Origin of the sequence: Porphyromonas bobii (assembly GCF_943169685.1) — a bacterium.
Lineage (GTDB): Bacteria > Bacteroidota > Bacteroidia > Bacteroidales > Porphyromonadaceae > Porphyromonas > Porphyromonas pasteri.
The window spans coordinates 56,268-69,321 of the sequence record NZ_CALPBU010000003.1; the positions used below are offsets into that span (position 1 = coordinate 56,268).

A 13,054-nucleotide genomic window follows, 5' to 3' on the forward strand; every position below is an offset into this window, starting at 1 on the left:
TGACGTGTAAGTTGATTGGGGCTCACCACTATGGAGAGTCATTTAATTGTTTGTGTTACGCTTGAGCACGAGAGCCGTACGTGCGGGGAGGTAGAGGCGCAGCGGTGCCAGAGCTGAGCAGGCTGCAGTCTCAGCCTTCTCGGCAGGCTGCGTGGCATAGATGAGACTGTCGTCGATAAGGCCATAGCCACCAAAGGCCTTGCTGTCGGTATCGATGACGACGGTATATGCGCCCTCAGGGACATTGATAGGATAGTCGACGTGAGAGCGTGTGGGGTGGAAATTGAAGACGAAGAGGTAGTCCCCACGCCCGAAAGCCAGAGTCTTATCCTCCTCGTGGATGTGATATTGCTCAATAGGGAGTGAGGGGAAGGCCTTCACCGAGTCGATGAAGCGAACCATCGCACGGTCGAACTCCTGCAGGTCATGGTAGAGGAGATCTGCATTATCTGCGAGGCTCCACTGACGGCGTGCATAGTGGTAGGACCAGCCATTACCTTCGCGTGGGAAGTCAATCCATTCGGGGTGACCGAACTCATTCCCCATGAAGTTGAGGTATCCACCATTCATCGTGGTGGCAGTAGCGAGACGAATAAGCTTATCCAAGGCAATAGCGCGATCCGTGATAAGCGTGCGGCTTGAGCGGCTCATGTGCCAGTACATATCGGCATCAGCGAGGCGGAAGATGAGCGTCTTGTCGCCCACGAGTGCCTGGTCATGGCTCTCAGCATAGCTGATGGTCTTCTCATCTTCACGACGATTCGTGAGCTCATACCAGATCGCACCTGGGCTCCACTCCTCGTCGGGGTGATCCGTGATGAGCTTCGTCCAGAAGTCGGGGATATTCATCGAGAGGCGGTAGTCAAAGCCAAAGCCTCCGTCCTCAATGGGAGCAGCGAGACCAGGCATACCACTCACCTCTTCGGCGATCGTGATCGCGTCGGGGTAGACGCTATGGATAAGCTTATTGGCCAGCGTGAGGTACGCCATAGCATCGGCATCCTGATGACCATTGAAGTAGTCAGAGTACGAGGTGAAGCACTCGCCGAGGCCGTGGTTATAGTACAGCATCGAGGAGACGCCGTCAAAGCGGAAGCCGTCGAACTGGAAGACCTCCAGCCAGTACTTACAGTTGGAGAGGAGGAAGTGGATGACATTGTTGCGCCCGTAGTCGAAGCACAGCGAGTCCCAAGCGGGATGGTCACCACGAGGACCTTCGTGGAAGAAGAGCGTGCGAGAGCCGTCATAGCATGCCAGCCCTTCGACCTCATTGCGTACGGCATGGCTGTGCACAAGATCCATGATGACCTTGAGACCAGCTGCGTGAGCAGCATCGATGAGTGCCTTCAGTTCGTCGGGCGTACCGAAACGGCTACTGGGTGCGAAGAAGCTCGATACATGGTAGCCAAAGGAGCCATAGTAAGGATGCTCCTGGATAGCCATGATCTGAATGGCATTATACCCGAGGTCAATGATACGGGGAAGGACCTTCTCTTGGAACTCACGGTAGCTACTTACCTTGCCTTCCTCTGACGACATACCGATGTGGCACTCGTAAATCATAAGGGGCTCTTCGGTGCGAGCTGGACGTGCGTGACGGAAGGTATAGCTATCCTCGGGTGCCCAGACCTGAGCGCTGAAGATACCCGTCGAGGGGTCTTGCACTACACGAGTAGCCCAGGCGGGGATGCGCTCACCACTCCCATAGCCCCAGTGGACAAAGAGGCGATAGAAGTCACCGTGACGCATTGCCTTGTCTGAGATACAGATCTCCCAGTTGCCATAGTCATCGACACGCTTGAGCTTCCACACCGACATCGTCTGCCAGTTGTTGAATGAGCCAATGAGATGCACACTCTGAGCTCCAGGGAGGAACTCGCGGAGGATCCAGCACCCCTTCTCCTTATCATGGTGTAGGCCATAGTGAAGGTAGCCGTCGGCAAACTGCTCCAAGGGAATATCTCCACCTTGAGTGATCGAGCGCTCACGGGCATGAGTGAACTCCATGCGGCGGCGGATACGCTCTTCGTAGGGCTTAAGCCATGGGTCATTTGCTGCTAACTTCGTCATAGTCTTTGTGCGTTGAGGCCAGTTGCTGGCGTGAAGTGATGAGGAGTGGACCTATTTGAGATTGAGTATTAAAGTGGAAGGAAGCTGTGCAAGGAGCTCTTCACAAGTATCGAAGGACTCCTGCCAATAGGTGTAGCTGACGACCACGAGGTCACACTCGGCGGGGACAGAGCAGAGCTTATCTGTCGTGATAATCTCTTCTCCTGGATGAGAATTGAGGCTCTCACGTGCGACTCCAGTAGAGAGGACAATGCGCAGTGTAGCCTGATTATTTTCGGCCATCGTGCGGGCATAGGGCAAGAGACGTAGGTCGCTGGCACTACGCACATACACGAGGATATGCTTCGGAGAATCAAAGGAACGGCTCAGCAGGATACCTACCGAGCAGGGAGCACGGTGCACGAAGAAGGCCATCTTGTCGCGCAGCATGCTATGGATGGAGAGGAGGCTCTCCGTGGTACGCATCGGCAACGAGCCCATGAAGCGACTCATCTGCTGACGCATCGAGCTGGCTTCACGGTCATCTTCATCCGAGGAAAGACGTACGCCAGCCCCTACGATCAGGAGGTTGTAGCGCTCCGAAGTGAGCTTATTCAGCACGGCACTCTCTACCTCATCAGCTACGACATAGTCGGTCTCGAGAGGCTGCTCCAGCTCTTCGGCAGCACGGAGGATGGGGCGGAAGCTGTCTTGGTAGAACTTATCCGCCTCGATGGGATTGATATCCTTGTCAGTAGTGATGTGCAGAGCCGTCACATTGGGGTGAGCGCCACCACGACGCAGGAGCTGATTCGTCAGATGCAGCAGCGTAGCCCCCGAGGAAGGACGACCAAAGGAGAGGAGCACCTTAGCTCCTGCCTGCTTATCAATGGTCTCGATGCGGTCACGCTTACGCCCCTTTATGCGGATGAAGACATTGATCAGATGCACCATCGGCATCGTCATCACCGTCGTGATCACCGTCATCAGCACCAGCACCGCATAGATCGTCGGAGGCAGGATCTTCATCTCATAGCCGATACCCAAGACGACGAGCTCCATCAGCCCACGCGTATTCATGAAGGCACCGAGATAGATGCTGCTCTTAGGGCTTTCGCCAGAGAAGCGTGCAGAGACATAGGTACCACCGACCTTCCCGACGACAGCGACAAGAGTGAAGAGCCCGAGGAGCACCCAGGTAGCAGGGCTATCGATCAGCCCCAGCTCTGTCTGCAAGCCGCTCGACACGAAGAAGAGCGGAAGGAAGAGCATCAGCGAGACATCCTCGATCTTGTCGGTGAGAATCTTGCGGAAGGAGAGATCCTCTGGCATGACAAGCCCGAGCATGAAGGCCCCGAAGAGGGCATGCATACTCAGCAGCTCGGTGATGTAGGAGGAGAGCAGGAGGAGGATGAAGATCACCCCGACCATACCATGGCTGATGACCTCCGTATTGTTGTACACCTTCCCCGCTACACGGAAGAGCGGGCGGATGATGCCAAACATCACCAGCAGGTAGACAATGAGGAAGAGTAGATTGTAGCCTGTGCTCAAGATACTCCCACTCTGCGAGATCGCGATGATCGCAGCGAGCATGAGCCAAGCGGTGATATCACCAGCAGCAGCCGTAGAGAGGGAGAGCTTCCCGAGGTGCGTGCGCTGTAGATGGTTCTCCTGGATGATACGTGCCAGTACAGGGAAGGCCGTGATACTCATGGAGATCCCGATAAAGAGAGCAAAGGGCGTGAAGTTCGTTAGGCTCGAGGCATACTCCGCATATATAGCGTAGCTGAGTGGTAGGGAGAGTGCAAATGGGATGAAGATCCCAGCATGGCTGATGATAAGGCTACTCTTGAGCTGACGACGGATATCCCCTAAGCGGAGCTCCATACCGATGGCAAACATAAAGAGAATCAGCCCAAAGTTGCTTAGCAACTGGATATTAGGAAGGCTCTCCGTAGGGAAGAGTGCACCAAAGAGCTCTGGAGACACATGGCCAAAGAGCGATGGCCCTAAGAGAATCCCTGCGACGATCTCCCCGATGACGGCAGGCTGACGCATCTTGCGGAAGACCCATCCCATAAGACGGGCGGCAAGGAGGATAATAAGGATCTGGAGGAGGAGCACCCCGATGGTGGAGTGTACATGGTGTCTGACGCTGGTACTGAAGTCTCCGAAGGCAGAGGAGAGCGTCGCGACTTCTTCGGTGGGACGTAATGCCGTAGGGGTAAGTGCCTCACCTAACTGGAGCGTCCCCCAAAGGGCGGCCACAGAGGCAAGCAGTATCACGATGTAGAAGACATAGGGAAGGGCTCCCCGCTCTTTAGGCATGCTGTTCCGTTGTGTTGTAAGCGCGGGCTGCGGCAGATGGAGGGTACTCGTCCTCATCAGCCAAGCCCATATGCACCGCCAAAGATACAAATTCTTTAGGAGGTAGGCAGTAGGTCACACACACCTCCAGAGGGGATCTTACCTACGGTACATCCTCCTACTCAGCCGCTCATAGCACATATATCTCAGCACGCCTCCATATACATTATATATGCACCCATAGAAAGTGCTAATATTTGAGGTTGCATTTTATGATTATCTTTGCAAGAGATTACAATTAATACTTAAAACGTAAAGCAAAACAAGCAATGGGAAAGTTCATCCAAGAGTTTAAGGAGTTCGCCCTCAAGGGTAATGTCATGGATATGGCTGTGGGTATCATCATCGGTGGTGCCTTCGGTAAGATCATCACTTCGCTGGTCAATGACATCATCATGCCTCCTATCGGACTCATCACGGGCAGCAGCTTCAGCGATGCTAAGTACGTCCTGCGTCCTGCCGAACTCGATGCTGCTGGCGAGACTGTCAAGGAAGCAATTGAGCTGAACTGGGGTAACTTCGTCCAGACGACTGTGGACTTCTTCATCATCGCCTTCTGTATCTTCCTCATGATCAAGGCCATGAACTCTTTCCGCAAGAAGGAAGAAGCAGCCCCCGAAGCACCTGCAGCTACGCCTGAAGATATCGAGCTCCTGCGCGAAATCCGCGATGAGCTGAAGCGCCGCGGCTAAGCTACTCTCCCGCCCTCTGTGGCTGGTACAGCATCAAGCCCTTCTCTGAGCACCTCGCTCGGAGAAGGGCTTTTCACTTTCCTCCCCTAAGTTGGCAAGTTAGCGACTAAGAGTAGAGCATATACGAGGCAATATAAGTGGAGGATCTAAACCACTATTCGTTTGCAGGGCGAACCAATAGTGGTCAATGAGTGAACCAATAGTGGTCACGACGTCGACCAGTATTGGTCCGAAAGCGAACTTATATTGGTCGGAGCGGAGACCAATATGAGACTATTCCGAGAGTCCTGTCCTCTATTTAGAGCGCTAAGGCTTCGCACACCCAGCTCCCCGATATGCCTCTCTGAAGTGACCGAACAAGCCCTTCGCCTTATCGCGAGTATTCCTCTTATCCTGCGGAGGGGAAAGTGCCATTCTCGTGAAGAAAAAGTGCCTTCCCATAGTGGTTTTTCCGTATCTATGTACGTAGTCTTAAAGACCAGGCACGCAAATCCAAATATCCACGTACGTAGATATTAGAGCCACGTACGTAGCCCAAACTTATCTACCACTCGTCCACAACTTTTATCCCTATGCGGAGCAACAACCCAATATAGGTCACTTCACAAAGCTATATAGGAATCAATCCAAAGCTATATAGCTTTCTTCGCCATCCTATATAGCTCGACCCACATACTCATATACATATACCTATTATGAGACCATTGTGTAAGCTCATCTCTTCATTACTCGTACCTTCTTTCCTCGAAAATCGGGGTCTTTAGGCAGAGAAGTTCGAAGGAGGAAAGTGCAAGCTGTGAAGAGATGGCCTTGCGCAATGGTCTCAATATAGGTTAACCTCCCTCCCCTCGGGAGACTGCTCCATGATCCTCCCCAAATGGAAGTCTCCTTGATCACAACTCGAGGAGCGAACAATCTGAGGATAATTTCCCAATCAACAGTGTCCAAAAAAGTTGGCGTATCTTTGGTAATCCACTCCTCTCCTCATGGGGAGAGGCACTCATCTGGAGGCGTCTCGCCTCCCTACCCTATCAAGAATACTTATGAGTAATAAGCGTACCATCCCCACCTCTGAGCTCATCATCAATGGTGACGGCTCTGTCTTCCACCTTCATCTGCGTCCCGAGCAGCTCGCTGACCGCGTCTTCCTCGTCGGGGACCCCGCACGAGTTGACATGGTCGCTTCACGCTTCGACTCCATCGAGTGCAATGTATCGAGCCGCGAGTTCCACACCATCACGGGCTCTTACAAGGGCAAGCGCATCTCCATCGTCAGCCACGGCATCGGCACGGACAATATCGACATCGTCCTCAATGAGCTGGATGCCCTGGCAAACATCGACTTCGAGACCCGCCAAGAGAAGGACACCTTCCGTCAGCTGACCCTCGTACGCGTCGGCACCTCGGGCGGCCTGCAGGACGAGACTCCTATCGGCACCTACGTTGCAGCCGAGCACTCCATCGGCTTCGACGGTGTGATCTACTTCTACTCTGATACGGCACGCATCCGCAATCGCGCCTTCGAAGAAGCTCTCATCAGTCAGCTCGAGTGGAAGATCGAAGGCCTGCGCCCCTACGTCGTCGCTGCAGACAAGAGCCTCATCCAGCAGATCTGCCAGGATGACATCCTGCGTGGGAACACCATCGCTGCTAATGGCTTCTACGGTCCCCAAGGCCGTCAGCTGCGCCTCCCTCTGCAAGACCCCAAGCTCAATGAGAAGATTCAGGGCTTCAACTTCGAGGGCTACCGTCTGACGAACTACGAGATGGAGAGCTCCTCTCTCGCTGGGCTTGCCGCTCTCATGGGGCACCGCGCCATGACCGTCTGCTGTATCATCGCTGGGCGTAAGGCACAGAACATGAACACCGACTACAAGGGTAGCATCGAGGGGCTTATTGACCTCGTCCTCGAGCGTATCTAAGCCCCCTCCACAGCTAAAAAAAATGGAGGCACTTTCGCTCAAGGCCCTATTATACATCTTCATCGGAGGAGGCTCAGGGAGCCTCCTCCGTTACCTTATTGGCTGGGGGACAGCACAACTCCTCGGACGGCCTACCCCATGGGCGACCTGGGGTATCAACCTCCTGGGCTCCCTTCTCATCGGGCTGCTCTTGGGGCTGATGATGCGCCCTACGGGACTCAGCGCTGACTACCGCCCGCTGCTCATCATCGGATTTTGCGGTGGCTTCACGACCTTCTCCACCCTCTCGGCTGACCTCGTGAACTACCTACGTAGCGGGGAGCTTCTTATGGCTCTGGCCTACCTCAGCCTTAGCCTCATCGGGGGCGTCCTACTGGCTTACCTCGGCCTTCGCTGGGGGCGTACCCTCTGATAGTATCCTAATCCTACGCTATGCATAGACCTCTACGCTTTCTCACCCTACTCCTTTCCCTCGCAGCTCTCACAGAGAGTGCCCTTGCTAAGCCCATCGACCAAGCGACAGCCTCGCAGCTGGCACGCCAAGTCCTCCGCGTCGGCAAGACCTCCGCACGTAGCCTCCAGCACCTTCAGCTCACCGAGCGTCCTACCTACTATATATATAATGTAGGGGGAGGTGGGGGCTTTGCACTCATCGCCAAGGACGATACAGGAGGAGCTATCATCGGCTACAGCGACCGTGGGAGCTTTGACCTGGAGCGCATGCCCCAGGACCTCAGAGCACTTTTCTCGACTCTTGGGCAGCCTCAGCCCGCTGCACAAGGCAAGAGCGAAGCACGCGCCTTTGCCTATCCACCAAAGCACGGGAAGGTAATAGCCCCCTTAGTTAGCTCGCGCTGGGGACAAGGTCACCCCTATAGCCTCGGCACCCCGACCTATAACGACAGCGATGGCGACCAGCAGCACATGTATGCTGGGTGCGTAGCCGTGGCTATGGCTCAGGTGATGTACTATCATCAGTGGCCTGCTCAAGGCACTGGATCCAAGACGCACAATCAGCTCGGCTATCGCGACTTCTCCACAAGCCACTACCGCTGGAGCGATATGCGCCCCATCTATGGGAACAATGAGCGCTACATCGGTTCGGGGAGCAACCGTCGTGTACGCCCCGATGATGATCCGATCTTCACCTCGGTAGCCCAACTCATGTCTGACCTCGGAGTCGCCGTATCCATGGGCTACACCCAGTACGCCAGTAGCACCTCCTCCGAGCAGGCTGCCGCAGCCCTCTCGGCCTACTTCAGCTATGATGCTACGCCTGCTCTATCGGCCTCGGTCCTTGGGATAAGCACCATCGAGCGCCTTCTGAAAGAAGAGCTTGAAGCGGGCTTCCCCATCTACGTCAGTGGGATGAATCGGAGTGGAGGCAAGCTCTATGGACACGCTTGGGTCGTGGACGGAGTAGATGCCGACGGGCTCTTTCATATGAACTTTGGCTGGGACGGGCAAAGCGATGGCTACTATTCCCTCCGACGCATTGCCCCTGGGCAAGCAGGGAATGAGTTTGGTGGTCGCAAGGTCGACTTCTCCCAAGGGATACAAATCATCTTAGCCCGTCCCAAACGCACGGGTACAGCCCCGCTCTCTGATGAGGTGAAGGGCATGGGGTCAGGGTTATCAAGTCACTACTCAGCCTTCCTCCGCCTGCATGGAGCTGGAGGCATGAAGCGTGCTCGCAAGAAAAGCATCGATGTAGACCTCGCTGGCTTCATCAACAAGGGTCTCCCCTTCAAGGGTGACTACGGCTATGGACTCTACGATAGCGAAGGGCATCTCCTGCGTATCTATCCCTCCAAGTACCACAGTGCAGGGGGCTTCACCAAGGTCAAGCTCTATGGACAGATGGTCGATGGGCAGTACATCAGTGAGGAGATGGCCGAGACGGACCGCTTAGCTATCGAGGGCCTCGCAGCGGGTATCTATGCCCTGCGTCCGATGAGTTCGCGCCTCCAAGAGGATGGGAGCTGGACTCCCTGGCAGCTCATCCTGGATGCCCCCACCCTGGGTCTTCGTCTCACAGAGAGTGAGGTGGAGGTCATCGAGGAGGATGGCTTCGACCGAGGCTTCCAGATCATGGAGCCCCTGCAGCAGCCCGCACTCTATCCTGGTGATGAAGTCCGTCTTCCCCTCGTCATCAAGCATCTCGCCGCCACCAGCCGCGATATCCAGCTCGTCCTTCGCCTCTATGACGAAGCAGGCAAGCTCGTCGAGGGCTTCCAAGAAGCAGCACCGCTTGAACTGGAGTTCACGCCTATGGAGATACGTCTTGTCCACCTACCTCTCACCCTCCCTACAGGGATACAAGCAGGGCGCTATCGCCTCTCGCTTGAGGTAAAGCATGGTGATGGGAGCAGCACCTATCCGACACAGCGCTACCAGCTTCGTGAGGAGACCTATCTCACGATATCAGCTCCCATCACAGGACGCGTACAGGCCGTAGGCGCTCAGATCACAGACGCCGCAGGGCAAGAACTCAAGAGCTACCCTGTAGACCTCACTACGGGTAGTAGCCCATACCTTGCTGTCAGCGTGAAGACTCCTTCATCCAACACGTCTCTCGGCACGATACGCCTCTACCTCGAGGATCCCACGACGGGGAGCCGTACACTCTGTGCAACACGTACCCTCACCCACTCGAGCTTCTACACGATGACCAACATCGTCAAGAGCGATGCCCTCACCCAGCAGCTTCTCGGCAACCTCATCACAGGTAGAGCTTACCGTGTCGTGGCAGAGGTCACACAGGGTGAGACGGTGTACAGCGCTTGGGCACCTAACGAGCCTGCCGTCTACGTGACCTTCATCACAGGACGAAGCCCAGAGACGCCGCCGACAGCTGTGGTTCGTCCAGCCGAGCCTGCAACTGAGGAGCTGCCTGAGCCTGAGCCAGTACCTACCCCTACACCTCAGCCACAGCCTACGCCCAAGCCGACTCCGACACCTCAGCCCACACCAGTGCCCGTGCCTGATCCCAAGCCAGAGCCTAAGCCGACACCTACTCCGACTCCGAAGGAAGAAGCGCAGCAGGAAGGGCAACTTCGCTACTTTCCCAGCGAAAGCCGTGTCGAAGTCTTCGGCAAGCAGCTCCTTCGTCTGGAGGTCTTTGACCTGACGGGCAAGCGTCTTATACTCCATACCCTCACAGGTACGACACAGGCAAACCTTTCGCTCAGCACCCTACCACGCGGGCTCTACCTCGTGCGCGTGCTGGATGGGACGAGCTACTCGACGCACCGTATAGCCCGATGATCAGACGAGCGGTATTGGCTACAACGGATATTATCACTACCTTTGCCACGCAATTACAGAAGTCTTACCCACGGGCAACAGGCTTCACACAGGCGGCTGTGGTGTAATTGGTAGCCACGTCAGACTTAGGATCTGATGCCGCGAGGCGTGGGGGTTCGAGTCCCTTCAGCCGCACTGAAAGCAGGCGATCTACTCTATCGATGAGTAAGACCGCCTGCTTCTCTTTTATACGTGGGACGCTATTTGTTTGGTAAATGCCCTACCTTGGCTTACCTTTGCGCCCGAAAGAACTAAGGACAAAGGGGTGCTCACCGCACATGATGGTGAGCTGAGATGATACCCTCAAGACCTGACCCAGATCATGCTGGCGTAGGGATTGTTCATCGACCATTATCTACCCTTTCCCCTTCAGCTCTGCATTACTATGCCAATGAATAAGTATTGTATGATGAAGAGAAAAACAACGCTCCTCTCCACCGTGGTCCTCTCGGCCACAGCTACCTTCCTAGCCTCTCCCTCCATAGCTACAGCTACACAGCTCGCAGATAGTCTCAGCACGCACCGCCTCGAGGAAGTGCAGGTAACCGCTACACGCGCTTCAGCGAAGACACCTATGTCTTTCTCCAACGTCTCGAAGGGGCAGCTGCTGAAGTCAAACCTTGGGCAAGACGTCCCCTACCTCCTTCTGCAGACTCCTTCCGTCGTAGCGACGAGCGAGCCTGGTATCGGTATCGGCTACACCTACCTCCGAGTGCGCGGGGTCGATGCCGCTGGTATCAACATCATGACCAATGGCGTGCCGCTCAATGACTCCGAGAGCCAAGGGGTATTCTGGGCGAATATGCCGAACTTCTCCTCCAGCATCCAGGATGCTCAGCTCCAGCGTGGCGTCGGGACATCATCGAATGGCTCTGCTGCCTTCGGTGCCAGCCTCAACCTCCGCACCGACCACTTCTCCATGACGCCAACCGCCTCCCTCACCCTCCTCGGTGGATCTTACAATACCTTCCGCCGTGATGTCCATGCCTCTACAGGGCGCATCGCAGGGCATTGGGCCTTAGAAGCTCGCCTGGGGAAGACGACCACGGATGGCTACATCGACCGCAGTGGTACGGAGGGCACCTCCTACTTCATCCAGGGAGGCTACTTCGGGGAGAACACCATCCTCAAGCTCCTCTCCTTCGGTGGGAAGCAGCGCACAGGTATCGCTTGGAACGGACTTAGCCCCGAGGAAGAAGCCGTCTACGGCCGACGCTACAACTCCGCTGGGCACATGAATCCCGGCAGCACACCTCAAGATGCTCGCTACCGATATAATACGGACAACTATGAGCAGTACCACTATCAGGCGCAGCTCACCCAGCGCCTGAGTGAGGGCTTGATACTCAATCTCACGGCACACTATACCAAGGGTTACGGCTTCACCGACGAGTACCGCACGGGGCGTAAGCTCAAGGAATACGGCCTGAAGGAATTCGTCCTCCGTGATGAGAATGGCGCTGCTATCCTCGGCAAGGATGGCAAGGAGCAGAAGGTCAAAAAGATCACGCTGCTTCGTACCAAGTACCTTGACAATGATTTCGCAGGAGGTATCGCGACGCTCGACTATAAGTTCGATCGCCTGGAGCTCACTGCTGGGCTGTCTGCTAACCACTATACAGGCGATCACTACGGTGAGCGCCTTCCCGTCACTCCCTACCCTTACCTCGTAGAGCCCAATGAGCGCTACTACGAAGACAAGGCAAATAAGACCGATCTCTCAGGCTTCGTCAAGGCGAACTATGAGGTAGTGACTGGTCTCAACCTCTTTGCCGACCTCCAGTACCGCTTCATCGACTACCGCATCGCAGGTACTATCGACCACTTCGTGAAGAATAGCCAGGGAGCGATGGTAGCGCAAGAGATCGACCTCAAGAAGACCTTCAACTTCCTCAATCCGAAGGCAGGGCTCTTCTATCAGTTCGCTCCCCAGCATCACGTCTATGGCTCGGTCGCAGTAGCTCACCGAGAGCCCAATCGTAAGAACTACACCGAGGTCAGCCCCAAGGACTACCCCCGTGCTGAGCGCCTCACGGACTATGAAGTAGGCTACGGCTTCCGCAGTCGCACCTTCACCGCTGGTCTCAACCTATATTATATGGACTACCACGATCAGCTCGTGCTCAATGGTAAGCAGAGCGATGTCGGCGGTAAGCTCAGCGAGAACGTAGCCAGCAGCCACCGCATGGGTGCCGAGCTCAATGCCTCATGGAAGATCTGCCCCATGCTTCGCTGGGATCTGGCTGGTGCTGTCAGTCAGAATCAAATCAAGCAGTACCACCTCTACGCTTGGAGTGATCAGGCAGGGGCCGAAGTGCTCACGACCTACGACCGCACTCCTATCGCTTACTCACCCCAGCTGGTCCTAAGCAATACGCTGACCTTTGCGCATCGAGCCTTCGAAGCGGCCCTAACCTCGCAGTACGTCGGTATGCAGTACCTCGACAATACGGGGAGCCGTGAGCGTAGTCTCCCCGCCTACCATGTGGCCAGCCTACGCCTTGGCTATGAGCTCCCCGTACACTTCGTGCGTAGCTGGAGCATCAGTCTGCAGATCAACAATCTCTTCGATGCACGCTACTCAAGCAATGGCGGAGCTGACTACACCTTCGACAAGAAGGGTGCGATCAGCAGCTACACCTGGACCTATCCTCAGGCTGGTATCCACGCCTTCCTCGGCACGACCATCACGATATAATCTCTACCTTTACGGTC

Annotated in this window: 7 protein-coding genes, 1 tRNA gene and 1 riboswitch; of the genes, 6 read left to right on the forward strand and 2 right to left on the reverse strand. The window is 55.5% G+C overall.

Annotated features, from left to right (window positions below; translation table 11 throughout):
• Positions 1-42: 42 nt before the first annotated feature.
• The gene (locus KO088_RS04065) at positions 43-2,070 is read right to left on the reverse strand and encodes an alpha amylase C-terminal domain-containing protein (RefSeq protein ID WP_215493685.1); all 2,028 of its coding nucleotides are present in this window, start codon (positions 2,068-2,070) and stop codon (positions 43-45) included.
• A 51-nt stretch (positions 2,071-2,121) separates the two neighbouring features.
• Entirely contained in the window at positions 2,122-4,380 is a 2,259-nt protein-coding gene (locus tag KO088_RS04070; protein WP_215493686.1) for a cation:proton antiporter, read from the reverse strand.
• 308 nt (positions 4,381-4,688) lie between these two features.
• Here KO088_RS04070 and mscL point away from each other — a divergent pair, with 308 nt between their 5' ends.
• From mscL to KO088_RS04100, 6 genes are all read left to right on the forward strand, one after another.
• Complete coding sequence (gene mscL, locus KO088_RS04075) at positions 4,689-5,111, forward strand: large-conductance mechanosensitive channel protein MscL (RefSeq protein ID WP_215493687.1); 423 nt, start codon at positions 4,689-4,691, stop codon at positions 5,109-5,111.
• A gap of 1,043 nt (positions 5,112-6,154) precedes the next feature.
• Entirely contained in the window at positions 6,155-7,033 is an 879-nt protein-coding gene (locus tag KO088_RS04080; RefSeq protein WP_188807610.1) for a nucleoside phosphorylase, read from the forward strand.
• A gap of 22 nt (positions 7,034-7,055) precedes the next feature.
• The gene (gene crcB / locus KO088_RS04085) at positions 7,056-7,445 is read left to right on the forward strand and encodes a fluoride efflux transporter CrcB (RefSeq protein ID WP_215493688.1); all 390 of its coding nucleotides are present in this window, start codon (positions 7,056-7,058) and stop codon (positions 7,443-7,445) included.
• Between the two features lie 20 nt (positions 7,446-7,465).
• On the forward strand, positions 7,466-10,300 hold the full coding sequence (locus tag KO088_RS04090) for a C10 family peptidase (RefSeq protein WP_215493689.1): 2,835 nt from the start codon (positions 7,466-7,468) through the stop codon (positions 10,298-10,300).
• A gap of 92 nt (positions 10,301-10,392) precedes the next feature.
• Positions 10,393-10,474: transfer RNA gene (locus KO088_RS04095), tRNA-Leu, on the forward strand.
• Positions 10,475-10,590: 116 nt separating this feature from the next.
• Positions 10,591-10,693, forward strand: a riboswitch (TPP riboswitch).
• A 52-nt stretch (positions 10,694-10,745) separates the two neighbouring features.
• Entirely contained in the window at positions 10,746-13,037 is a 2,292-nt protein-coding gene (locus KO088_RS04100; protein WP_251419794.1) for a TonB-dependent receptor, read from the forward strand.
• Positions 13,038-13,054: the final 17 nt, after the last annotated feature.

What these genes read in the sequence shown, in the direction of transcription:
- crcB (WP_215493688.1), top strand. Translation starts at nt 7,056, where the DNA reads ATGGAGGCACTTTCGCTCAAGGCCCTATTATACATCTTCATCGGAGGA.
- mscL (WP_215493687.1), top strand. Translation starts at nt 4,689, where the DNA reads ATGGGAAAGTTCATCCAAGAGTTTAAGGAGTTCGCCCTCAAGGGTAAT.
- KO088_RS04070 (WP_215493686.1), bottom strand. Translation starts at nt 4,380, where the DNA reads ATGCCTAAAGAGCGGGGAGCCCTTCCCTATGTCTTCTACATCGTGATA.
- KO088_RS04090 (WP_215493689.1), top strand. Translation starts at nt 7,466, where the DNA reads ATGCATAGACCTCTACGCTTTCTCACCCTACTCCTTTCCCTCGCAGCT.
- KO088_RS04065 (WP_215493685.1), bottom strand. Translation starts at nt 2,070, where the DNA reads ATGACGAAGTTAGCAGCAAATGACCCATGGCTTAAGCCCTACGAAGAG.
- KO088_RS04100 (WP_251419794.1), top strand. Translation starts at nt 10,746, where the DNA reads ATGATGAAGAGAAAAACAACGCTCCTCTCCACCGTGGTCCTCTCGGCC.
- KO088_RS04080 (WP_188807610.1), top strand. Translation starts at nt 6,155, where the DNA reads ATGAGTAATAAGCGTACCATCCCCACCTCTGAGCTCATCATCAATGGT.